Genomic DNA, 23,203 nt, shown 5'->3' with positions numbered 1-23,203 from the left:
GCGGGGATGGATCGGATCGCGGTGCTGGTGGTGGACGACGAGGAGTCGGTGCGCACGTTCCTGGCCGAGTTGCTGGGGAACGCGGGGTACCAGGTGCGCTGTGCCTCGAGCGGGGCGCAGGCGCTGGAGATGCTTCAGGGAGGCTCATTCGACGCAGTGCTGCTGGACGTGGTGATGCCGGAGATGAGCGGTCTGGAGGTGCTGCGGCACTACCGGGGCTCGGGAGGCGCGGCGCCCGTCATCGTCCTGTCGGCCCTGGCGGGCGCGGATGATGCGGTGCGGGCCATGAAGATGGGCGCCAGTGACTATCTCTCGAAGCCGTTCGGCAATGACGAGCTCGAGGATGTGCTGGCCCGTGCGCTGGGGACACGGGCTCCGGCCCGTCAGGCCGCGGCGCCCGCTCCGGTCCGGCCGGCCGTGGCCGAAGCGGTGGAGAACCCGAACGAGGCGCGGGTGCTGATCTCCACCTCGCCGGCGATGCGGCGGGCCCGCGCGCTGGTGGAGCGGATCGCCGATACGGACGTGCCGGTGTTGCTGCTCGGCGAGTCCGGTACGGGCAAGGAGGTGATTGCCCGGGAGATCCACGCGCGCAGCCAGCGGCGCAACAAGCCGTTCATCAAGGTGAACTGCGCGGCGCTGCCGGGTGAGCTGCTGGAGAGCGAGCTGTTCGGCCACGAGCGCGGCGCCTTCACGGGCGCCACGGCCGAGAAGCCCGGCAAGTTCGAGCTGGCGGACCAGGGCACCATCTTCCTGGACGAGATCGGCGAGATGGCGATCCGCCTTCAGGCCAAGCTGCTCCAGGTGCTGCAGGACGAGGAGTTCTTCCGGGTGGGCGGCAAGAAGAGCGTCCGGGTGGACAGCCGCGTGGTGGTGGCCACCAACCGCGATCTGGAGAAGGAGATCGCGCTGGGCAACTTCCGCGAGGACCTCTACTACCGTCTCAATGTGGTGGCCATTCGCCTGCCGGCGCTGCGCGAGCGCATGGAGGATGTGGTGCCGCTGACGGACCACTTCCTCAAGAAGTACGGCAAGCACTACATCCACGGTGTGTCGGAGCTGCCCGGCGAGGTGCTGCGAGCCTTCACCGAGTACGACTGGCCGGGCAACGTGCGCGAGCTGGAGAACATGGTGCGCCGGCTGTGCGTGCTGAAGGATCCCACGCTGGTGCTCGACGAGCTGCGCGCGGGCCGGGCGCCCGCGAGCGCTCCGTCGCTGCCGACCTCGTACGCGGGGGGCGATGATGGGGCTCCGCCGCCGCCCACGCGGACGCCGGAGCCGGAGCCGGTGCGTCCTCCGCCGACGGCTTCCGTGCAGGTGCTGGAGATGCCGGCTCGGGGTGGGGCGCCGGTGCCGCCCACTGTTACAGAGGTGCCGGCCAACCACATGGCGCCGCGCTACAGCAACCCGTTCGATATTCCGCAGCCGCCGCCTCCTCCTCCGAGCATGCCGGTGGCGGAGATGTCGCTGAAGGACATTGGAAAGCGGGCGGCGATGCTGGCCGAGCGCGAGGCCATCCTGGCGATGCTTCAACGCACCGCGTGGAACAAGCGCAAGGCCGCGGGCAAGCTGCGCATCAGCTACAAGGCGCTGCTCTACAAGATCAAGGAGTGCGGCATCATCGACCCGCGCGCCAGCGCGGAGTTCTGACGCGGATCTGGTATGGCGAGGGGCATGGCACCGCCCCTCGGCTGGCCAGCCTGCATGAGTCGCTCCGGGGAGCCCGGGCCGTGAGCAATGCTTGGCTCAAGGCGCTGGAATGGGTTCCCCGGTATGCGGACTTTTCCCACCGGTTTTGCAGCGGTCCTCGAGGCCGAGGGTATTCGATAGCCTACGTGCGCATGGGGCGACTCATTAGCCGGACTTCCGACACTGGGGCAGGGCTGCGCGGTGCCACCTTTTCAGAGGGGCCTCGTGTTTGTCAGGCTCTAGGTTCGGCCGTGATGCTCGCGGCCGGAGCTCGAGAGGTCCACGGATGTCACACAAGCTGCTCGCGGCGTTCAACGAGGGCGTGAACCGTTCCACGGCGGGGGAGCATGCCTCCGCCATTCAGGCCTTCGACAAGGTGCTGAGCGAGGATCCGCGGCACACGCCGGCGCTGAGTGCCAAGGGCTTCTCGCTCACGCGGCTGGGACGTCCGGCGGAGGCACTGCGCTGCTTCGAGCGCGCCATCGAGCTGGACCCGTCCACCGCGGACAACTACCGCAACGCCGCGCTCTGCCAGCTCGAGCTGGATGAGCCCGAGGCCGCTTCCTCGTTGCTGGATCGCGCCTTCCAGCTCAACACGGAGCAGTCGTACCGGGAGGCGGCTGCGGTGGAGATTTTCGGCTTGGGGCAGGCGCTGCTGTCGAAAGGGGGGCGGCGGACGGACAAGGCGCGGTACCGGCATGCGCGCCACATGTTCGAGCTCGCGCTGGAGTACCACCCGTCGTTCATCGACGCGGCGAGGGCCCTGGCGGATGCGTGGGCGCACCTCGGAGATAACGAGCGGAGCAGCCACTACATGCACCTGGCGGCCCGCCTGCGTCCCGCGGGGTGAGGGGCTGCCTCACTTGAAGCTCGAGGAGGCTTTGCATTCCCGGCTCTTCGCCACCGCCTTGCATTCGGCCGGAATGGGCTTGCCCGTGACAGCATCCACGGCTTCCAGTGTGTGCCAACCCTCGTAGGTTTCGATCCAGCCATCCTTGCCGAGTGGATGACCATCCAGCTTGAGCACCTTCATTCCAGGATTGGCCCATACCTGCACGCGGCTCTTCTTGAACGCGAAGGAGACCTTCCGGCTCTCTCCCTCCTTGATCTGAATCACCTGCACTTTGTTGAAGCGATGTCCGTCGTGCGTGCCGATGACCTCGATGGACTTCTTGCCGGGAGGCACTGGTCGATCAAAAGGGGTCATGCCCCGTTCCTTCTCATTGATCCACAGTTCTCCCTCGGGATTGGACACCACCTTCAGGCGGCTCGTGTTGGCCGTCGGGGATTCAGGGGAGGGCGGTTCACCGGTGGGGACTGCGGGAATCACGGCCTGAGGCGCTTTGGTTGGCTGCTGGCCTGTGGAGTCATTCTGACGGAGGGCCTCGGGAGGTGGGGTGGCAGCGGGAACGGCGGGGGCCTGATGGGCATCCGCCGCAGGCGCCTCCGCCTGTGCGGCATCAGGGGCCGGTTCATGTGAGAAGAGCGAGAAGAGCACTGCCGCGAGGAGGAGCACCCCTGCGGTAAGCCCGACGGCTTTGGGCCAGCGAGGCCGCGTGACGAGCCGGGCCAGTTCCGCGTCGTCCTCCTCGTCACCGGGAGACATCGACTGGGTGATGATCGTGTCCTGCCGACGGGCTGAGGACTCTTCTGTCGTTGGCGCCCGGAGGGGCCGGGTGGCTGGCTTCGCCATGGACTCGGTGGGCGAGGCCAGCACAGGAAGTTCTCGTGAATTGCGGCGGGTCGGTGGGGGCTCCACCGCGGCCATGGCCTTCACCCATTCGGCGATCTGAAGGGCTCCCACGGGCTCGCCGCACTCGAAGAGGAAGCGCTCGAGGTCCGCCTGCATCTGCCGGCAGGTGGCATAGCGCTCGTCCCGATTCTTGTGCATTGCCTTTTCAAGCACTTGCACGAGCCGTGTGGGCACGCCCTCGCGCAGCGATCGGAGATCCGTCGGGAGGCCGTGGATGATGAGCTGCGCGAGCAGGACATCCGTCTCCGCCACAAAGGGCCTGCGGCCCGCGATCAGCTCGTAGAGCACCACCCCGAGCGCGTAGATGTCCGAGCGCAGGTCGATGGGCGACGCCATGAGGTACTCGGGCGGCATATAGGGCAGCTTGCCTTTGATGATGCCGCTTTGCGTCTGCGAGCCCACCGTGGCGGCCTTGGCAATGCCGAAGTCCACCACCTTCACACCCCCCGTGAGCGACACGAGGATGTTGTCGGTGCTGATGTCCCGGTGGATGAACTTCATGGGCTGACCGCTGTCGGGATCCACCAACTCGTGGGCGTAGGCGAGTCCTTCGCAGGCCAGAGAGACAATGCGGGCAATGAGAGGGAAAGGGAGGGGCTTGCCCTGCTGGAGGGTTCTCTTCAAGAGAACCTTCAGGTTGAGCCCCTCCACGTACTCCATGGCAATGAAGTACGAGTCTTCTTGCTCTCCGAAGTCGAAGATCTGGACGACATTGCCGTGGTTGAGGCGGGCCGCCAGCTTCGCCTCGGCGAGGAACATCTCGACGAATTGAGGGTCCTCGGCCAGGTGGGGAAGGATGCGTTTGACCACGAGCTCCTTCTCGAAGCCCATGGGACCTGCGGCCTTGGCCAGAAAGACTTCAGCCATGCCTCCGGTGGCCAGCCTGCGAACGAGCCGGTACTTGCCCAACTGCTGCTCCAAAGGCTCCCCTCCTGCGGTGTCCTGGCAGTCATTGATCCAGGGGTCGGCAGGCCGAGTCGTAGCAATCTACAATGGAAGCCGCAACATTCCACTCAGTGGGCGGGGTTGACAGGGAAAGCGTGATGTCAGGGTTAAGGAAAGAATTGCTAGTCCGCGACGTGGTAGCTGCCCAGCACCCGGAACGAGCGGCAGAGGCGTGAGGCCTCCTCGAGCGCCTCGCTCACACGGGGTTCCTCGAGCGCTCCTTCAAAGTCCAGGCAGAAGACGTACTCCCACGGGCGGCGCTGGGGACGGCTCTCCAGCCGGATGAGGTTGAGCCCATGCCGGGCAAACACGCCCAGCACCGTGTGGAGCGATCCCGGCGTGTTCTCCACCGTGAGCGCCAGCGCCGTCTTCCTCTGAGACCCCTTGAGAACCGGGACAGCGCTCAGCGCAACGAACCGGGTGCGGTTGTCCGGGGCGTCCTCGATGTTCTCCCGGAGGATGGTCAGGCCGTAGAGGGTCGCCGCTGTCCGGCTGGCGATCGCAGCCGTACGCGGGGGCTTCAGCTCCGCCACGCGCCGAGCCGCGCCCGCCGTGTCACCCTCCGGCACCGGAGTAAGGCGGTGCTGCCGCAGGAAGCCCGCGCACTGGGCCAGTGCCTGCGGATGGGAGAGGACACGCTCCAGTTCTTCGAGCGTTATGCCCTCCGGCGCCACCAAACAGTGGCGGATGCGGAGCGACAGCTCTCCCGTGATGGGCAGGGAGAACTCCAGCAGCAGGTCCACGTTCTCGGAGACAGGGCCTGCCAGGCAGTTCTCCACCGGCACCACGCCTCCATCCACCTGCGCCGAGGCCACCCGCTCGAACACGGCGCGGAAGTTGGGGCAGGGCACCGCCTCTACGTTGGGGCCGAAGAGGGCCCGCGTGGCCTCCTCACTGTAGGCGCCACGCTCTCCCTGGAACGCGATTCGAGAGTTACCCATTGCTCTTCTCCGCCACAACGTAGGTCCCCAGCATCTGCATGGACGTCGTCAGCGGCTGGAGATCCCCAATCGCCGCCATGAGCGGCGCCGAGGCCGCGTGTCCCTCCAGGTCCAGGAAGAAGCGGTATCGCCACGGCTCGCCCGGAATGGGCCGGGACTCCAGCTTGGCCAGGTTGACCCCGCGCTGCGCCAGCGCCGTCAGCACCTGCCCGAGCGTCCCCGGCCGGTGCTCCAGCACCACCGTCAGCGTCGTCTTGCACGCCATATCCGGCGGGACCGGGGTGGCCTCGCGCGCCAGCTCCACGAAGCGCGTGTAGTCACCCGAGGCGGGCTGGATGTCTCGCACCAGCACCTGCAGCCCGAAGCGCTGTGCCGCGGACTCGCTGGCGATGGCCGCCACCGTGGGATCGTTGCGCTCGTGCACCTTGAGTGCCGCCCCACTGGTGTCGAACTCAGGAAGCGGGCGGATCCACGGCACCTTGCGCAGGAAGTCCGAGCACTGCGCCAGGGCCTGCGGGTGAGACAGCACGATGCGCAGATCCTCCAGCTTCGCCCCAGGCAGCGCAAGCAGCCGGTGCGCCACCTGGCTCAGCTGCTCACCGATGATGGTGACACCGCCCTCGGCGAGCAGATCGTATGTCTCGTTCACGCTGCCCGCAGACGTGTTCTCGATGGGGAGCAGGGCCAGATCGAGCTCGCCGCGGCGCAGGGCGTCGAGCACCTCGCGGCCCGATTCGAAGCCGCTGAGCAGCACGCCACCAGAGCGGCCCGCGTAGCGCTGGCGCGCGGCGAGGTGGCTGTAGGAGCCCTCGATGCCCGGATAGCCCACGCGCAGGGGCGTGGTGTCCTGCCGCTGGATCAGCGACTGCTGCCGCGCCACGGACATGTCCATGATGAGCCGGTAGATGCGCTCGATCTCATGGGGATCCAGGGCATGCCGGGTCGCCGCCTCCCGGACCTTGCGCAACACCATGTCCTCGCGGCGCGGATCGCGCAGCGGGGCCGCCGCCGCCAGCTTGGTCCGGGCAATGTCGTCCGCCAGATCCATCCGCCGCCGCAGCGCGTCCAGGATCTCCGCGTCGATGCGCTCGATAGAGATGCGGAGAGTCTCGAGGTCCGAAGGGTCCGCCATGGGGCCAATATAGTGACCCCGTGCGCCGCCCGGGGGATCCTTCGGCCTGGAAGACGGCTCGGACAAACTGGAGTATTTCCAGGGACTTGAAGAATCGAAAATGGGCGGTATGCCGTTCCCGAGCCTCGTGCGTCCTCCTTTTCTGAAAGCGGCTCGGGAGGAAAGGGTTGAGGGTTACCGCCACCATGGACGAGACGTCAATCGAGCTCCGCGCCAGCGCCGCGCTCGACTTCGACGCCCTCGTGGCGGGTGAGCAGGCCGCGCTGCTCCGGCTCGCCCGGCGGCTCGTCTGGGATGCGGAGGAGGCACGGGATCTCGTCCAGGCTGCGCTCGCGGATGCGTATGAGAAGCGCCGCTTGCTGAGGGATCCCCAGGCGGGCCCAGCCTGGCTGAGGCGCATCCTCGTCTCGCGGGCCATGGGGCTGCTGCGCCGCAAGCGCGTGTGGAATGTGCTGCGCGAGGTGCTCGATCTGGGGCCCGCACCCCAGCCCTCGCCCGAGGAGTCTTTCGAAGGTGTCGAGCGCTGGCAGGCCTTTGGCCGCGCCCTGAGGAACCTCCCCACCCAACAGGCTACGGCCTTCACCCTCCGCTACCTGGAGGGCCTGGACCTCGACGGCATCGCCGAGGCCATGGGCATCGAACGAGGAACGGTCCGCATCCACCTCTACCGTGCGCTGCAGAAGCTCAAGGCCGCGGATGCGCTGATCGTGAAAGGAGACACGCCATGAGCTGCGACGGTGTGGCTGCGGCGATCTTGGACGATGGGCTGCCACGCCCCGAGGGCTTCCAGGCCCACCTGGACCAGTGCCCTCGGTGCCGCGAGCTTTCCCGGCTGCAGGCCTCGGCTTCGTCGCTGCGGATGCCAGCGCCGCCACCGCTGCAGCCGCTCTCCCCTCAGTCCATCCAGGGCGAGGTGCGCCGCCGCCAGCATCGACGCCGGGCGGTCGCGGGCACAGCCGTGGCCGGAGCCCTGGCGGCCCTGGTCTTCGCTGTCTCGCCTCGGGAGGTTCCGGTCGCACCCATGAAGGAGTCGCCCGTCGAGACGGTGCTCACGCTGCCCGCGCTCGATCTGCTGGCCGAGGAGATCGCGAGCTACACGCAGCGCGACCCCACCTTCGATGACGAGATCTACAAACCCTTCGGAATGCTCGCGCTCTGGGTCCGCCCCCCGGCGTCCACGGCGCTGAGCGACCGGTCCTTCCAGCGGGCAATCGCCCCGCTTCACCCTTCACCGACTCAGGAGCTTGCACGATGAGCCTCAAACCCATGTGGACCCTTGGACTCGCGGTGGCGCTGTTCGCTGCCCCCGCGCTGGCCCAGCAGCAGGATGTCGTCATCGAGCGGGGCACCGGACAAGGTCTGCCTCCGCCTCCGCCGCTTCCTCCTCCTCCTCCCGCGCCGCCCATGATGGTGGCCCTGCCACCGTCGGCCAATGGCATCCCTCCGCAAGTGGCGGAGAAGCTTGGGCTGTCGAAGGAGCTCGTGCAGAAGGTGCAGGACCTGACCTTCGACGCGAACGAGCAGCTCATCTCCCTGGAGGCGGACATGAAGCGGGCCCAGCTCGCGCTGGACAAGCTGCTGCGCTCGCCGAACCCGGCCGACAGTGCCGTCATGCAGCAGGTGGAGGTGGTGGGGCGCGCGGAGCTGGCGGTGCGCAAGAACCGGATCGGGTTGATGCTCCAGATCAAGCGGCTGCTGGGGCCCGACACCTGGCAGAAGCTCGAGGCCGAGATGGGCGACATGCGGCGCGAGATCCGCATCATGCGCCACGGCCCCCTCGACGAGCAGGGCCCGCGTCCCCCCGAGCCGCGCAGGTAGCCCGGCTATTTCTTGGGCAGGGCCGTCTTCCCCAGCTTGAGGATGGCCTTGAAGTGCTCGGCGGAGACGGGCACCACGCTGATCCGGCTCTTGGTGATGAGCTGCAGATCCTTGAACGCGGGTGTCTTCTTGAAGGTCGCCAGGGTGACAGGCTCCTTGAGGGCCACCACGGGGGCGACCTCGACCGAGGCCCAGTCCTCACCCGGCGCGGTGGGGTCCGGTCCGGCCGCAGTGAGCACCTGGGCCACGGCGACCACGGCCTTGCCCTCGTTCGAGTGGTAGTAGAGGCACAGGTCCCCTGGCTTCATGGCCCGGAGGTTGTTGCGAGCCTCGTAGTTCCGGATGCCCGTCCAGTCCGTCTTCCCGTCCTTCTCGAGCTGGGTGTACGGGTAGACGGAGGGCTCACTCTTGATCAGCCAGTACTGGGTCTTCGCCATGGTGGCGCACTCTACCCAGACGGTAGGGAGACGCGAGCACTCCTTCACACCTCAGGAACGCCTCAGGCGGCCGGGGTGCGCGCGGCGATCTCGCCGTCCACGGGCGCGTCCTCGATGCCCAGGCGGCGCTCCAGGGTCTGCTCCAGGTAGAGCACCTGATCCTTCTCGGTGAGGCCGCTGAGCAGCTTCACCTTCCGGCCCTCGCGATCCAGGGCGATCAGATCATAGGTGAAGGTGGTGTGGCCCTTGTTCGTCCGGAAAATCTCTTCACCGTAGAGCTGCGTGAACTGCCGGCCCGGCTCGCTCCGGTTGCCCCGCCAGGGTAGGGGGCCGTGGCGGATGGTGAGCTGGTTGCGGCTGACCTCGATGACCGTGCGGTTCACCAACCCCGTGAGCGTGGAATAGGAGAGGCCCAACCCCACGGCCACGTGGAGGAGGGGGAAGAGCTTCATGATGAGTGGAGCCCCTACTGTGAACGAGATGCCGTACCAGACAACCAGGAACCCGTTCCAGAAGATGCAGAACACGAGCATGAAGAGGTGAGACGGGGTGAACCACCGCCAGCGGATGCGGGTCATCCCATCGCTGTCCTCCACCCGGAAGCGCTTGGGCAGAGGGGCCTTGGCCCGGACGAGCTTGTGCTTCTCCGGGGACGTCACGGTGAGCCCGCGCGCCTTGCGCCCGGACAGATCGTAGACCGCGTTGCACGAGTGGCACTTGGCCACCGCGAGGTCCAGGCGGACGTCCTCGGGGCGCAACGGGGCGTGGCACACTTCACAGGACATCTGCATGGGCTGGCGACTCCAGCGAGAGTCCGTGGAGTCTAGCCCAAAGCCGTCTCCGGGAAGGAGGGAGGGGTCAGGTGACGTGGGTCTTCAGGAAGACCCGCAGCGCCTCGGCCACGCTCCAGGCCTGTGCGATGCAACCGCGCGGCCGGTAGGGCTCGGTGGCGTCGAAGATCTCGCTGATCTGCCCCACGCCCGCGTGCTCCAGGTGGTGCTCCAGGCCCGTGAGCAGCGCCCGTGCCGCCTTGATGTCCGGGTTCACCTTCAGCGTCGCGTCGATGTAGTGGCCGATCAGCCAGCCCCACACCGTGCCCTGGTGGTACGCCGCGTCACGCGCCCGCAGATCCCCGTCGTAGTTGGCCTTGTAGTCCGAGTGGCCTGGCGCCAGGCTCCGCAGCCCCACCGGCGTGAGCAGATCCCGCCGCACCACCTCCAGCACCGCCTCCCAGCGCTCGCGCCGCAGCACCGGGTGGCGCAGCGAGATCGTGAACACCTGGTTGGGCCGGATGGCTGGATCGTCCTCCCCGTCCTCGCCATCCACCACGTCGAAGAGGCAGTTCGTCTCCGGATTCCAGAAGCGCTTGTTGAAGCTGCCGTACGCGCGCTCGGCTGCTCCCATGTACGGGTTCGCATCCTTGCCCAGCTTCTCTGCCCAGCCCGCCATCAGACGCAGCGCGTTGAACCAGAGCGCGTTGATCTCCACCGCCTTGCCGCGCCGGGGCGTCACCACCCAGCCGTCCACCTTGGCGTCCATCCAGGTGAGCTGGTAGCCCTCCTGGCCCTGGCTGAGCAGCCCGTCCCGCTCATCCACGCCGATGTGGAAATTCGTCCCCCGTATGTGGTGCTCGATGATGCTGGCCAGCGAGGGATAGATGTCCTTCAGCAGCTGCGTGTCTTGCGTCGTCTCCAGGTAGCGATCCACCGCGTGGAAGAACCACAGGGTTGCGTCCGCCGTGTGGTACACGCCCTCGTTCTCACCGTCGGGGAAGTAGTTGGGGATGAGCCCCTCGCGCACGTAGTGCTCGAAGGTCCGCAGGATGGCCGCCGCCTCGCGGTAGCGCCCCGTGCACAGCGTGAGGCCCTCGAGCGAGATCATCGTGTCCCGGCCCCAGTCCGTGAACCAGTGGTAGCCCGCGATCACGCTGCGCGCGTCCTGGCCGATCGAGCGCGCCCACGCGTCATCCTTGGGACGCATCGGATCGATGATGAACTGGTCCGCGGCCAGCACCATGCGCGCGGGGATGCCTCCCCGCGCCTCGTCCGGCGCCCGGCTCAGCAGCCGCCGCTCGCGCTCGCGCTCCAGCTCGAAGGCCTGACGGGAATCCCGGTCCAGCACCCACCAGTCCTCCGTCGTGACGCCGAGCGCCAGGACTTCGCCCGGGCCCACGCTGCACTCGAAGTAGCCGGGGCTGTGCTGGATCTCTGCGTGGTCGTACCCGCGCGAGCGCTCCGTGCGGTAGAGCAGTGGCGCGGAGCTCTGGGCCAGTGCCACGAAGGGCATGGCGCAGCTGGCGCGCAGCCGCATGCGCATGGGCGGCGCGTCCGGCGTGGCCTGCATCTCCACGCGATCGCCTTGGAGGCGGACGATGGGCTCATGCGTTTCGGTGGGCATCGGCCGGTCGTGCAGCCGGGCCACGGGGAAGGGCCGCAGCCGCAGATGGACCTCTGGCCCCGAGATGTGTTCCCACATCACGAAGACGGTGTTCTCCCCGTGCACCATCATCAGCTTGCGCCGCAGGAGCGCTGGGCCGAGCGCGTACTCCCAGACGGGGATCAGCCCATCCAGGTAGAAGCGCCGGAGCCCTCGGACGCCGTCCTGCAGCACCTGGCTGTCCGCGTGCTCCTCCGTGCTCAGCGAGTACACGTGGCCCGACACCTGGGCCTGCTCGACCAGCCGGGCGAGCAGCACCATGCGTCCGCGCTTGGGCAGCGTGGGGACGAACAGCCCGTGGTAGCGGCGCGTGTTGCAGCCGGCCACGGTGCCCGAGGCATACCCACCTCGGCCGTTGGTCACCAGCCACTCCCGGCCGATGGTGTCCGAGAACTCCGGGCCATGGGCCCAGTCGAAGCCCAGGTGAGGCAGGGCGGGGGAGGGGTCTGCGACGGAGGTCACGCTTTCTTCTCCTCGGTGCTCGTCAACACGAGTGCTGTCTGTCCAGGAATGCGCAGCCGCCCCTCTCCGGGGAGTGCGGGTGCGCCCATGCCGCCGTAGCGGACGTGCTCAGAAGACAGTAGGAGCCGCCAGATTTTTCCCGGCTCCGGCGCGAGAAGTGGCTCCGGGCACGGCTCCAAGTCCAACCCCGTGCCCAGGTTGAGCAGGAGCAGGCGGTCGCCTTCCTGCCCGGTGCCGAAGTAGCGCAGCACCAGGGCATGCGAACAGAGAACCGCTCCCGCGAGCCGGCTCGGATCCTGCGCCGCGAACACCGGATCCTCTTTGCGAAGCCGCAGCAGTTCCTGGTGCAGCCGCAGCGCATCCGCGTTCCGGGTGTGCTCGTCCCAGTTCAGCTTGGAGGCTTGGAACGCCTCGTCGCCAATGGGCACCTCATGCCCCTCCACCTCCAGGGCCTGCTGCGCGCTCTCGAACTGGGAGAGGAACTCGTTGCGGCCCTTCTGGACCAGCTTCTGGAGCTCCGGCTTGTGATCCACGAAGTAGTGGAAGGGCGACGACGCGAAGAACTCCTGTCCCATGAAGAGCATGGGTGTCTGCGGCAGCAGCAGCAGCAGCGTCGTCAGCGCGCGGGCCCTCGCGTACCCGGCCGTCACATGGAGCCGCTGGCCCCGGAGCGTGTTGGCGAGCTGATCGTGGTTCTGCAGGTAGAAGACGATGTGCTCGGGAGCGGTGCGCAGCAGCGGAGAGCCTCGGCGCTTCTTCTGCCAGCTGTAGTATTGGCCCTGGTACAGCGAGTTGCGCAGCGCGCAGGACAGCAGCTCCTGGGCACTGCCGCAGTAGTCCTGCAGGTACGCCTCGGAGCGGCCCACGGAGGCCACTCGCGCCGTGTGGTGGAAGTCATCCACCCACAGCCCATCCGCACCGTAGCCGCCCTTCTCCGAGGGAGAGACGATGCGCACATCCTGCGGTTCGTTCTCGCCAATGAGGAGGAGCTTCCGATCGCCGACGGCCGCGCGCGTCTTGTCCACCAGCTCCTTCACGATGTGCGTGGGCGAGGCGTCGTAGAGGCTCTGCGTCGCGTCGATCCGCAGCCCATCGAAGTGGTACTCGGCGACCCAGAGGCAGGCGTTCTGGGTGAAGAAGTCGCGCGAGGGCCCCGCCGCCTCGCCGTCATCGAAGTTGGTCGGGTCGCCCCACTCGTTGGGATACTTCGGGTTGAAGTACCCCTGCGAATACTGGGACAGGTAGTTCCCGTCCGGACCGAGGTGGTTGTAGACGACGTCCAGGATGATGCCGAGCCCCAGCCGGTGCGCTTCTTCCACCAGCCGCCGCAGATCATCCGGCTCGCCGTACACGGCACACGGCGCGAAGAGCGTCACCCCGTCGTAGCCCCAGTTGTAGCGGCCCGGAAAGGTGTGCAGTGGCATCAGCTCCACCACCGTGACGCCCAGCTCTTTCAGCAGCGGCAGCTTCGCCGCCGCAGCGGCATAGGTCCCTTCGGGGGTGAAGGTGCCCAGGTGCAGTTCGTAGAGGACTTGCCCCTTGATGGAGGGCACGCCGCGCCACTCCCGGTCCTTCCATGCGTAGCGGCTCGGGTCCACGATCCGCGAGGGCCCATGAGGCCCCTCGGGTTGGAAACGCGAGCACGGATCCGGGTACGTCTCTCCGCCGTCCAGCCGGTACTTGTAGTGCGCTCCCACGGACGCTGTGTGAGTGCCCTCGAAGTAGCCATCTGCGGTCTTCTCGAGAGGCAGGTAGCGCAATCCGCCAGGCTCGTGCAGGGCCACATCGACGCTCTTCCGCCGAGCTGCCCAGACACGAAAGCGGGTGCGCCCATCCCCGAGCGGCTGTGCGCCCAGGGTGAGCTGAAAGTGATTGGTGGACCGCAAAGGTGACCCCCCCGGCAACGCAACCAGCCCTAGGAGAAACTGGTAGTGCGCTGACCGAAGGTGAAGGCAGATGGCCGAAGGTCGGAGCGTGCTTGCTCGCCTGCCCTGCGAACGGCCCTGAAAACTTCGGCCCCCTGTAGCCGTAACAACTTCCGGTCGCCCTTCGGGGTGCCGAGGCCTTGCCTAGGCTTCCTTGGCAAGGCCGCTCGCCGGCGCCTCCATCTTGCCCTGAAGGATCGCGCTGCCCGCGTAGAGGCTCGCGCCCACCAGCCCCAGCACCGCGGCCTCCGAGAGCGGGCCAAGCATCGAGCTCAGCATCGCCATCGCCACGCCACCCGTCATGAACGCCCCCACCACCGCCGCCGCCGCCTTCCGCATAGATCCCTCTCCGTATCCTTGGGTTCATCACCCGCGCGTGTTTCTCCTTTTCAAGCAGCGTGCCGAAGCCACGCGTGGATCCAGGGGGGGGCGCTCGCCTCCGTGAGGGAAATCTTTTGCCCACCCGGGTTCGGATCAGCGGAAAGGTCCGGCAGGATCGGGAGTCACCTGCCAGAAAATTTTCCCGGACTGTGAGGCAGCTTTGCCCAGGGAAACGCGCAACCCACCGCGATCCAATGGTTTTCCCCTCCAGAGGTTCGTGGCACGCCCAGTGCTACGGCAAACGGGCCGATGGCACTTCGTTCTTCTCGCTCACAAGTGAGGGGGGGACGAGTGAGTGGGGACGAGTAGGGACACGTGGATGGAGGAGAGGCAACAATGAGCAAGACGCGGGCGAGTTTCTGGGCGGTGGTGGGCGTGCTGCTCCTGGCGGGGTGCGCCCACAAGCCGGCGATGAAGGTGGACAACAGCGAGCAGCCGTACCGCATCGGCCGTGAGGATGTGCTGGACGTGGCGGTGTGGCGGGATGGGGATCTGTCGCGCACCCTGCCGGTGCGTCCGGATGGCTACATCTCCATGCCCATGACGGGCGATGTGCTGGCCGCGGGCAAGACGCCCACCGAGCTGGCCGAGGAGATCAAGGGGCGCCTGCAGCCGTACGTTCAGGAGCCGCGCGTCACGGTCATCGTGCGTGAGGTGAACAGCAGCCGCGTCTTCGTCACCGGCGAGGTGGCCCGGCCTGGCGCCTACCCGCTGCGCGGGCGCGTCTCGCTGATCCAGGCCATTGCCCTGGCAGGCGGGTTCACGGACTTTGCCAACTCGGACGGCATCACCGTGGTCCGCAGCGATGGCGACGTCGGGAAGATCAAGGTGCGCTACAGCGACCTGCTCTCCCCGGATGGCGGCCAGGACGTCTTCCTCCGCCCCGGTGACACCATCGTCGTGCCGTGAGGCGGCGGGTGGCTGGGTCTGAGGGGCGAGGAATGCACTGGAGGAGGGCGGCGATGATGGGTGGCATTCGAAAACTCCTGATGGCATGCGTGCTCTGCACCAGCTCCGCCGCACTGGCGGACCAGGTGCTGGACTCCTCGCTGCGGCTCGTCGCCGAGGGGCGCTACGACGATGATCTGCGCGTCGCCAACGAGGGCGGCGGGCCGCTGGTGAGCAAGCTGTCTCCGCGCCTGGGCTTGGAACTGAAGGATCCCACGTCCAAGGGCGAGGTCTTCTACGCGGCGGACTTCCTCATGCGGCAGGGCATCGCCGGTGCGACGCTGGACCACCGGGCCGGGCTGGATCTGAACCACGCCCTGTCGCGGCGGCTGCAGCTGGAGTTCACCAGCCGCTTCTTCCGGGTGACGGATCCTACCTCGCTGCCTCGAGAGGGCGTGGCGCGCACGCTGGCGCCCACGCTCTATGGGCAGGCGCGGCTGTCCGCCACGGCGCGGGCGACGCAGCGCTGGGACGTGCGCGCCAGCTACAACATCGAGGGCGCGCGGGTGTTCGAGGCGACGGGGACGCGGCAGGGCTTCGTCCACAGTCCGTCCGTGGAGGGCTGGTACCGGAGCACCCGGCGGCTCTCCCTGGGAGTGGAGTACCGGTATCAGGGTTTCTACACGCAGGAGGACTTCTCGCAGGCCCACGGTGCTTTCGCGGGACTGCGGTACCGGCTCACCCGCGTGACGAACGCGTCGGTGCGCGCAGGCCCCATCCGCTACGTCTCGCCTCAGGGCGAGGTCGGCTGGCTGCCTCGGGCCGTCGTGGCCGTGGACCGCGATGGGGAGCTGTTCGATATGGGCATCTCGCTGGGGCATGACCTGGTGGGGGCCAGTGGTTTCGAGAACGCGCTGTGGGCGGACTTCGCCTCCGTGGCGCTGGCTCGACGCATCAACCACCAGTTCTCCGTGAACGCGGTGGCCAGCTACTTCCGGAACGGGCGTGCGCCCAACGAGGACGCGTTCCGCCTGTCCGGTTCGCCGTACCTGTCGCAAGGCTATGCAGTGGAGTTGGGCGCCGAGTACCGGATCAACCGGTACCTGGCGCTGCAAGGGACCGTCAACCGCATTGCCCAGGTGGGCGTGGAGGACGAAGTGGGCGGGGTGGACCTGGCTCGCAACGTCCTGGCGGTCCGGTTGGTGATCTCGGCTTGGTAGTGCACCTGAGGAGGAGGAGCAGAACATGGAGCGTGGGATGACGGCGGACCAGGTGCTTGTGGCCCTGTGGCGCCGCAAGGCTCTGGTAGGGGCCATCGCAGCAGCGGTGTTCGCGGTGGGGGCGGCCGTCGTGGTGACGCGCCCCAGCATGTACGAGGCAACTTCGGTGGTCCGCGTGGAGCCACAGCGGCCCGGCGAGGAAATGGTGCAGCGCACCGTGAGCGAGCTGATTGAACAGCGCCTGCTCACCGTGCGGCAGGAACTGATGGCCCGGCCGGTGCTGCAGAAGGCCATCGAGGAGATGAACCTCTACCCCGAGCTCGTCTCGAAGAAGGGGATGGAGGCGGCCGTCACCCAGATGCGCAAGGATCTGGCGGTGAAGGTGGAGGGCGAGAACGCCTTCGAGCTGACGTACACGAACCATGATCCGCAGGTGGCGGCCCAGGTGGCCAACCGCCTGCCGGCCATCTTCGCGGAGGAGACGCTCAAGCTGCGCCAGGCCCAGGCCTCGCGTGCCACCCAGCTCTTCACCGAGGAGATGGACTCGCTGGCCAAGAGCGTGTCCACCTGGGAGCGCCGCATCGCCCAGTTCAAGGTGGACCACATGGGCGAGTTGCCGGAGCAGATGGAGATGAACATGCGCGCCCTGGAGCGGATCAGCCATGATCTCCAGACCAAGTCCGAGGAGCTGCGCGTGGCGGAGAACCGCCGCTCGGATTTGGCCCGGGCTCGCAACGCCGCGGACAGCGAGGCCGGCCGCCTCGAGGCCGCCGAGAACGGACTCACCCGGTCCCTGGTCGCCGCCCGCACTCAGTGGACGGAGGACCACCCCGAGGTGAAGCGCCTGCAGAGTGAGCTGGAGAACATGACGTCCAAGCGCAAGGACGCCGAGGGCCGCCTGGTGGCCGAGCGCCAGGAGCGCGCCCGGGCCGCTGATCTCATCACCGGCATTCAGACGGAGATTGCCTCCATGCACAAGCAGGCCGAGACGTTCCAGAAGCGCCTGGACAACACTCCGCGCTGGGCCCACGAGCTGGGCGTGATGAACCGGGACTACGAGATCGCCCGCACCAAGTACCAGAGCGTGGTGTCTCGCAAGGTGGAGGCCGAGCTGGCCGAGGAGCTCGAGGCGAAGACCTCCAAGAGCCTCTTCAACGTCATCTCGCCTGCCGGCGTGCCCGGCGTGCCTGCTCGCCCGGATCGCTTCGGCGGCCTGCTGATCTCGATGCTGATCGCCCTGGGCGTGGGTGTGCTCACCGGCGTCATCATCGAGATGCGCGACGACAGCATCCGCGATGGCCATGAGGTGCGTGAGCGGCTCACCTTGCCGGTGCTGGCGGTGGTCCCGAACATGCAGGGGAAGACGGAGAAGCGGGTGTTGATGCCCAGTTCTCAAGTGCGGAACGGGATTTCTTCCCCGACCGAGCTGAACTGAGGCTGAAAAAAGGACAACTGGGGAGATGGGAATGGATAGGACGATAGAGCGGGCGGGCAACTTCCTTCCTCGGGTGGACGAGACGGCCGGAAACCCGAATGCAGTGGATCGCCGGGTGGTCACGCTGACGGCGCCGGCCTCGGTGGCGGCGGAGCAGTACCGCACCCTGTACTACCGGCTGGAGCGGATGCGCGAGGTGAAGCAGATGAAGGTCATCGCCTTCACCTCCGCGCTGCCTGGCGAGGGCAAGACGGTGACGGCGGTGAACCTGGCGCTGGCCGCGGCACGGGCCAATCCGGAGCGGCGCATCCTGCTGATTGACGCGGATCTGCGTCGCAGCCAGGTGGCCCAGGTGCTGGGCATCCGCGGCAAGCAGGGTCTGGCCGAGCTGCTGGCCGGTGAGTGCGAGGTTCGGGACGTGGTTCGCCGCTTCAACGCGACGAAGCTCGCGGTCATCCCGGCCGGCACCACGCCGGAGGAGCCCACCCAGGTGCTGGCTGGCTCCCGGATGAAGCAGTTCCTGAAGGCGGTGCGCGACAACTTCGATGAGGTCTACATCGATCTGCCGCCCACGCTGCCCTTCGCGGATGCCACCATCCTGGGCCACCAGTCGGACGGTGTGCTCATGGTGGTCCGCGCCAACGTGACGCCCACCAAGGCGATCAACCAGGCGGTGGAGCAGCTTGGCGGCGCGCCCATCCTGGGCTGCGTGCTGAACGGGGCCGAGGTGAGTACGCCCTCGTACCTGAAGAACTACATGAAGTAGCGATGGTGGCGGCCCGCCGCTCTCCGCTGGTGCAGGGGGAGCGGTGGGTCACGCCCGCTGGGAAGCCTGTTGAAGCAAAGGGTTGGGACGGCTGGAGGGTGCAAGTGCTTCGGGTTTTTCACCACTATTTCTCTGCCAAGAAGCTCACGTTCTTTCTCGTCGAAAGCACGGCGATTGCTCTGGCCTGTGTGCTCGGCGCTGCGGGCTGCGCCTTCATGTTCGCGCCCGCGGGGCTTCGTCCGCCGCTGCAGGGGCTGCTGCCCACGCTGCTCGGACTGAGCGCGGCGTTCGTTTTCACCTTCCAGTTCACGATGTACCTGCTGGATCTGTATGACCTGCGCGTGGCCGCCGAGGATCGGCAGCGCGGGTACCGCTTCCTCAAGGCCGCGGGCGTCACCGCCGCGATGGTGGGCGTGGGGACGCTGGTGGTGGCGCTGGCTTATCCGGTGCAGCTGCCGCCCGGCATGCTCCTGGGCGGGGCGATGGGCGCGCTGGCCGGCACGCTGGCGGTGCGCGTGGCCATCCACGCGCTGGTGGGCGAGCCCTCTCCGGTGCTGCTCATTGGTGACGGGGTGAAGGCCCGCTCGGTGATGAAGGCCATCGAGGAGGGCGGTGAGGGTACCTATAAGGTCGTCGCCATGGTCGACCCGCGCCGCGAGGGGGTGGGGCCGCTGGAGGAGATGGCCACCCGCCTCAAGGCCGAGTACGTGGTGCAGGCCGCGGACGACATGCGCGGCGCCAATTGGGTGCAGGGGCTGCTGCGCTGCCGGTTGGAAGGGCGGCTGGTCTATGACGCCGCGGGCTTCTGCGAGCGCGTGCTGCGCCGCATCCCCGTGCAGTTCCTGCGCGCCAGTGACTTCGCCTTCGCGGACGAGCTCACCCAGTCGCCGCTGCGGCGCGGGTGCAAGCGGCTGTTCGATATCTTCGTGGCGTCGCTGCTCCTGGTGCTGGCCTCGCCGGTGCTGGTGCTGGTGGCGATCGCCATCAAGCTGGACTCGCAGGGCCCGGTCTTCTACCGCCAGGAGCGCGTGGGCCTGGGCGGCAAGTCCTACTGGTTGTGGAAGTTCCGCAGCATGCGCACGGATGCGGAGAAGAACGGCGCGGTGTGGGCCAAGGCGAATGACGATCGCGTCACCCGCGTGGGCCGCTTCATCCGCAAGACGCGCATGGATGAGATTCCCCAGGTCTTCAACGTGTTGGTGGGGGAAATGAGCTTCGTGGGGCCTCGGCCGGAGCGCCCCGTGTTCGTGGAGCAGCTCAAGCAGCAGATCCCATTCTACGGGCTGCGCGAGGCAGTGAAGCCCGGCATCACCGGGTGGGCGCAGATCCGTTATCCCTACGGGGCATCGGTGGAGGATGCCCGTAACAAGCTCGAGTTCGATCTGTACTACGTGAAGAACGGCTCGCTGTTCCTGGATCTCGGGATCATCTTCCACACCGTGCGGCATGTGCTGCTCGGCCGTGGCGCGCGGTAGGCTCAAGGGTCAGTCATCATGGTGCAGCGGGCGGGAAGGGGTCGGGCAATGTCTGTGATCGATCTGGAGTCGACTCTCCAAGACTTCTTTGGCGAGGATGCGAGGGCAGCCCGGCAGGAGGGGCGCAACGAGCTGTTGCGTTCGCAGGTGGATCGGCCGACCCGGATTGTCGCGATGGGCGGCGGCACCGGGCTTCCCATGGTGCTCCGGGGCCTGGCCCGGAAGGCCGAGCCCAAGCTGGGTGATCCCGGCGTGGACATCACCGCCGTCGTCACCATGAGCGATGACGGCGGCAGCTCGGGCCGGCTGCGCCGCTCGCACGGCGTGCTGCCTCCGGGAGACATCCGCAACTGCCTGGTGGCGCTCGCGGGCGGCAAGAACGCGCTGGCCGAGGTGTTCCAGTACCGCTTCGGCGGCGCCAAGGGCCTGGCCGGGCACGCGGTGGGCAACCTGCTCATCGCCGCGCTCGCGGAGCTCAAGGGGGACTTCCTGGAGGCGGTGCGCGTCTCCGGCGAGCTGCTTGGGGCGCGCGGCAAGGTGCTGCCGTGCACGCTGGCCAACGTGCAGCTCGTGGCCCAGATGGATGACTCCACCGAGGTGGTGGGCGAGAGCAACATCGTCCGTGCCCATGGCCGCGTGCGCCGGGTGTCGCTGAGCCCTCGCTCGCCGCCTCCCGCCGAGGGGCTGATCGAGTCCATTCACAGCGCGGATCTGATCGTCATCGGGCCGGGCTCGCTGTACTCGAGCGTCATTCCGAACCTGCTGGTGGATGGCGTGGCCCAGGCCCTGCGCGAGACGCGGGCGCTCAAGGTCATGGTCGCCAACCTGATGACGCAGCCGGGTGAGACGGACGGCATGAACTGTCTGGATCACGTCAAGGCCGTCATCAGCCACGCGGGGCCGGTGCTGGACGCGGTGCTCATCAACGGCACGATGCCTCCGCACGAGTCCATCCAGCGCTATGCCCGGAAGGGCGCCTATGTCATCTCGGTGAGCCGCCGCGAGCTCATCACCGCCGGCGTTGTGCCCGTGGAGGCGGATCTCCTCAAGGAGGGGTCCAAGATCCGACACGACAGCCGCAAGGTGGCCCGCTGCCTCCTGAAGATGGCGCGCTGCGGCTTGTAGCCAGCGCTGGGCGTTCCCACCTTCTCGCGCGCGGGCCCCTGGGGCCCGTGTGCTTGGGAGTCCTGCACCTATGGAAGCCAGACAGCTCACACCCGAACCCAGTGTCCGGGAGGTGACGGACCGGGCCGGGTTCATGGCGCTCGCGTCCGAGTGGAACGCGCTCGTGGAGGCCACCTCCCACGAGCTCTTCTATCGCCATGAGTTCATCCGCATCTGGATCGACAACTTCGCGCCCTCGGCGCAGCTGCGGATCCTCACCCTGAGGGACGCGGAGGGGAAGCTGACGGCGGCCCTGCCGCTGATGGCCGAGCGCGCCACGATGTACGGCATCCCCGTGCGCCAGCTCACGGGCACGGCCAATCCGCACTCGTGCCGCTTCGATCTGATCGCCCGGGAGCCGGAGGCCGCCGCGGCCATGTTCTTCGCGTGGCTGCGCAGGGACCGGAGCTGGGACGTGCTGCGGCTGACGGACGTGCCCGAGGGTGGCGCGGGCTGGGAGCTGTTCGAGGTGGCGAAGCGCGCGGGGCTGCCGACGGGGGCCTGGGAGGCGCTCCAGTCGCCCTACGTGCCGTTGCCCGCCACCCGGGAAGCCTTCCTGGCCACGCTGCAGTCCAAGTTCAAGGCCAACTGCCGCCGGCGCCGCAAGAAGCTGGAGGAGAAGGGCCGCGTCGAGTTCGAGCGGGTGGACGGCGGCCTGGAACTGGAGGGCAAGCTGGAGGAGGGCTTCGCGCTCGAGCAGAGCGGCTGGAAGGGCCAGCAGGGGACGGCCATGGCGCAGGACGCGGGCTCGCGAGGCTTCTACACGGAGCTGGCGCGGGACGCGGCGTACGCGGGTCGGCTCTCGCTCTACTTCCTGCGGCTGGACGGGCGCCCGGTGGCCTTTCAATACGGCCTCACCCACGGCGGGCGCTACTTCCTGCTCAAGCCCGGCTACGACGAGAGCCTCAAGGATTGCAGCCCCGGCCAGCTGCTGATGGACGAGGTGCTGGCGGACTGCATCTCGCGCGGGCTGCGCGAGTTCGACTTCCTGGGGCCGGACATGGTGTGGAAGCGCGACTGGACGGACCACGTCCGCCGCCACACCTGGCTCTACCTGTTCAACGACTCCGCCTTCGGCCGTGCGTTGTGCGCGGCGAAGTTCCGGTGGGTCCCCACGGCGAAAGAGGTGGTGGCGCGATGGAAGAAATGAACTCGAATCAGAAGCTGTTCGTCCCCTCCCTGCCCACACTGTGGCCGAGCATGCTGTGGGGCCGCGCGAAGACGGCCGGGTTCCAGCCGTTCGCCTCGGCGAACGTGCGCTACTTCTACTTCGCCCGGAACGCCGTCTGGCTCACGGTGAAGATGCTGGGGCTCGACAAGGGCGAGGTGCTCATGCCCTCGTACCACCACGGCGTGGAGGTGGAGGCCGTCATTGATGCCGGCGCCACGCCGCGCTTCTACCGCGTGGGCTCGCGCTGGGACGTGGACCTGGAGGACGTGGAGAAGAAGATCGGCCCGAAGACCAAGGCCCTCTACCTCGTCCACTACGCGGGCTTCCCGGGCCCGGTCTCGGAGATGCGCGAGATCGCCGACCGCCACGGACTGCCGCTCATCGAGGACTGCGCGCTCTCGCTGCTGTCCGCTGATGGCACCCAGCCGCTGGGCACCACGGGCGACATCGGCATCTTCTGCCTCTACAAGACGCTGCCGGTGCCGAACGGAGGCGCGCTGACCATCAACGGGCCTCGGCAGTACAGCCTGCCGGAGCCGCCGCCGCCGCCGCTGGCCTCGACGTTCAGCCACACTGTCTCCGCGCTGCTTCAGAACCTGGAGCTGCGGGGTGGGACCATGGGCCGAGGGCTGCGCAGCCTCATCCGCAAGGTGGGGCATGGCACGGTGAAGGCCGCCAACATCGAGCGCGTGGCCACGGGCACGCAGCACTTCAACCGCGACCACGTGGACATGGGCATGAGCCCGCTCACCAAGCGCATCGCGCTGGCCCAGGATCTGGAGGGCATCGTCGAGAAGCGGCGGCGCAACTACTTCTTCCTGCTCGGGCGCCTGCGCGATGTGTCCACGCCGCTGTTCAACCAGCTGCCGCCCGGTGTGTGCCCGCTCTTCTATCCGATCGTGGTGCAGGACAAGGCCGAGGTGCTCGGCAAGCTGCACGCGATGGGCATCGACGCCATCGACTTCTGGAACCGCTTCCACCCAGCCTGTGACGCGGCGGCCTTCCCCGAGGTGGGGCAGCTGCGCCGCTCCATCGTGGAGATCCCGTGCCACCAGGACCTCGAGCCCGAGGTGATGGCGAACGTGGCGGCCGCGGTGCGCGAGGCCGTGAAGACGGATCGCCGCACCCGCAAGCGCGCGGGCTGATTCCTCTCTTTGAAAGCCGAGAC

General features: G+C 67.7%; 21 protein-coding genes. 13 read left to right on the top strand and 8 right to left on the bottom strand.

Going from position 1 to position 23,203, the window contains the following annotated elements:
• The first annotated feature begins 6 nt into the window (after positions 1-6).
• Together DB31_RS24130 and DB31_RS24125 are read left to right on the top strand one after the other, a co-directional pair.
• Positions 7-1,647: a sigma-54-dependent transcriptional regulator gene (locus DB31_RS24130; protein WP_044191723.1), complete on the top strand. Its 1,641-nt coding sequence runs from the start codon at positions 7-9 to the stop codon at positions 1,645-1,647.
• A 325-nt stretch (positions 1,648-1,972) separates the two neighbouring features.
• Positions 1,973-2,536, top strand: a complete 564-nt coding sequence (locus DB31_RS24125) for a tetratricopeptide repeat protein (protein WP_044191721.1) — start codon at positions 1,973-1,975, stop codon at positions 2,534-2,536.
• 9 nt (positions 2,537-2,545) lie between these two features.
• On the opposite strand, the gene DB31_RS45130 is transcribed toward DB31_RS24125, so the two are convergent.
• The 3 genes from DB31_RS45130 to DB31_RS24110 all read right to left on the bottom strand — a co-directional run bounded on the left by DB31_RS45130 (position 2,546) and on the right by DB31_RS24110 (position 6,457).
• Positions 2,546-4,360, bottom strand: a complete 1,815-nt coding sequence (locus DB31_RS45130; protein WP_052420195.1) for a serine/threonine protein kinase — start codon at positions 4,358-4,360, stop codon at positions 2,546-2,548.
• A 146-nt stretch (positions 4,361-4,506) separates the two neighbouring features.
• On the bottom strand, positions 4,507-5,325 hold the full coding sequence (gene pheA / locus DB31_RS24115; protein ID WP_044191719.1) for a prephenate dehydratase: 819 nt from the start codon (positions 5,323-5,325) through the stop codon (positions 4,507-4,509).
• Complete coding sequence (locus DB31_RS24110) at positions 5,318-6,457, bottom strand: bifunctional chorismate mutase/prephenate dehydratase (RefSeq protein WP_044191716.1); 1,140 nt, start codon at positions 6,455-6,457, stop codon at positions 5,318-5,320. The genes pheA and DB31_RS24110 overlap by 8 nt, the downstream gene beginning before the upstream one ends.
• A 185-nt stretch (positions 6,458-6,642) precedes the next feature.
• Between DB31_RS24110 and DB31_RS24105 the strand changes: the two genes are divergently transcribed.
• The 3 genes from DB31_RS24105 to DB31_RS24095 are packed head-to-tail and all read left to right on the top strand — an operon-like array spanning position 6,643 to position 8,275.
• Positions 6,643-7,185 carry an RNA polymerase sigma factor gene (locus DB31_RS24105; RefSeq protein ID WP_157232130.1) on the top strand — a complete coding sequence of 181 codons (543 nt, stop codon included), beginning with the start codon at positions 6,643-6,645 and terminating at the stop codon, positions 7,183-7,185.
• Positions 7,182-7,712: a hypothetical protein gene (locus DB31_RS24100; protein WP_044191711.1), complete on the top strand. Its 531-nt coding sequence runs from the start codon at positions 7,182-7,184 to the stop codon at positions 7,710-7,712. Before DB31_RS24105 ends, DB31_RS24100 begins: the two co-directional genes overlap by 4 nt.
• The gene (locus DB31_RS24095) at positions 7,709-8,275 is read left to right on the top strand and encodes a hypothetical protein (RefSeq protein ID WP_044191709.1); all 567 of its coding nucleotides are present in this window, start codon (positions 7,709-7,711) and stop codon (positions 8,273-8,275) included. Before DB31_RS24100 ends, DB31_RS24095 begins: the two co-directional genes overlap by 4 nt.
• A 5-nt stretch (positions 8,276-8,280) precedes the next feature.
• On the opposite strand, the gene DB31_RS24090 is transcribed toward DB31_RS24095, so the two are convergent.
• The 5 genes from DB31_RS24090 to DB31_RS24070 all read right to left on the bottom strand — a co-directional run bounded on the left by DB31_RS24090 (position 8,281) and on the right by DB31_RS24070 (position 13,874).
• Positions 8,281-8,712: an EVE domain-containing protein gene (locus DB31_RS24090; protein ID WP_044191707.1), complete on the bottom strand. Its 432-nt coding sequence runs from the start codon at positions 8,710-8,712 to the stop codon at positions 8,281-8,283.
• A gap of 62 nt (positions 8,713-8,774) precedes the next feature.
• Positions 8,775-9,503, bottom strand: coding sequence for a hypothetical protein (locus tag DB31_RS24085; RefSeq protein ID WP_044191703.1), 729 nt, complete (start codon positions 9,501-9,503; stop codon positions 8,775-8,777).
• Positions 9,504-9,570: 67 nt separating this feature from the next.
• The gene (locus DB31_RS24080; RefSeq protein ID WP_044191702.1) at positions 9,571-11,610 is read right to left on the bottom strand and encodes an amylo-alpha-1,6-glucosidase; all 2,040 of its coding nucleotides are present in this window, start codon (positions 11,608-11,610) and stop codon (positions 9,571-9,573) included.
• Positions 11,607-13,496 (bottom strand): malto-oligosyltrehalose trehalohydrolase, encoded by a 1,890-nt coding sequence (gene treZ, locus DB31_RS24075; RefSeq protein WP_044191700.1) that lies wholly within the window; start codon positions 13,494-13,496, stop codon positions 11,607-11,609. Before treZ ends, DB31_RS24080 begins: the two co-directional genes overlap by 4 nt.
• Positions 13,497-13,679: 183 nt before the next feature.
• Positions 13,680-13,874 carry a hypothetical protein gene (locus DB31_RS24070; RefSeq protein ID WP_044191699.1) on the bottom strand — a complete coding sequence of 65 codons (195 nt, stop codon included), beginning with the start codon at positions 13,872-13,874 and terminating at the stop codon, positions 13,680-13,682.
• Between the two features lie 378 nt (positions 13,875-14,252).
• On the opposite strand from DB31_RS24070, the gene DB31_RS24065 reads away from it, so the two are divergent.
• The 8 genes from DB31_RS24065 (at position 14,253) to DB31_RS24030 (ending at position 23,180) form a co-directional block, all read left to right on the top strand.
• Entirely contained in the window at positions 14,253-14,825 is a 573-nt protein-coding gene (locus DB31_RS24065; RefSeq protein ID WP_044191697.1) for a polysaccharide biosynthesis/export family protein, read from the top strand.
• A 53-nt stretch (positions 14,826-14,878) separates the two neighbouring features.
• Positions 14,879-16,024: a hypothetical protein gene (locus DB31_RS24060; RefSeq protein ID WP_083968636.1), complete on the top strand. Its 1,146-nt coding sequence runs from the start codon at positions 14,879-14,881 to the stop codon at positions 16,022-16,024.
• 25 nt (positions 16,025-16,049) lie between these two features.
• Complete coding sequence (locus DB31_RS24055; RefSeq protein WP_044191696.1) at positions 16,050-17,459, top strand: GumC family protein; 1,410 nt, start codon at positions 16,050-16,052, stop codon at positions 17,457-17,459.
• A gap of 31 nt (positions 17,460-17,490) precedes the next feature.
• Positions 17,491-18,225, top strand: coding sequence for a CpsD/CapB family tyrosine-protein kinase (locus DB31_RS24050; protein ID WP_044191694.1), 735 nt, complete (start codon positions 17,491-17,493; stop codon positions 18,223-18,225).
• 104 nt (positions 18,226-18,329) lie between these two features.
• Positions 18,330-19,700 (top strand): sugar transferase, encoded by a 1,371-nt coding sequence (locus tag DB31_RS24045; protein WP_044192015.1) that lies wholly within the window; start codon positions 18,330-18,332, stop codon positions 19,698-19,700.
• Positions 19,701-19,748: 48 nt separating this feature from the next.
• Positions 19,749-20,825, top strand: a complete 1,077-nt coding sequence (locus DB31_RS24040; RefSeq protein WP_044191693.1) for a gluconeogenesis factor YvcK family protein — start codon at positions 19,749-19,751, stop codon at positions 20,823-20,825.
• Between the two features lie 70 nt (positions 20,826-20,895).
• Complete coding sequence (locus DB31_RS24035) at positions 20,896-22,014, top strand: GNAT family N-acetyltransferase (protein WP_044191691.1); 1,119 nt, start codon at positions 20,896-20,898, stop codon at positions 22,012-22,014.
• Positions 22,011-23,180 (top strand): DegT/DnrJ/EryC1/StrS family aminotransferase, encoded by a 1,170-nt coding sequence (locus DB31_RS24030; RefSeq protein ID WP_044191689.1) that lies wholly within the window; start codon positions 22,011-22,013, stop codon positions 23,178-23,180. The genes DB31_RS24035 and DB31_RS24030 overlap by 4 nt, the downstream gene beginning before the upstream one ends.
• Positions 23,181-23,203: the final 23 nt, after the last annotated feature.

It is taken from the genome of Hyalangium minutum (assembly GCF_000737315.1).
In the GTDB taxonomy this organism is placed as follows: domain Bacteria; phylum Myxococcota; class Myxococcia; order Myxococcales; family Myxococcaceae; genus Hyalangium; species Hyalangium minutum.
This window is presented reverse-complemented; position numbering and strand designations above follow the sequence as displayed.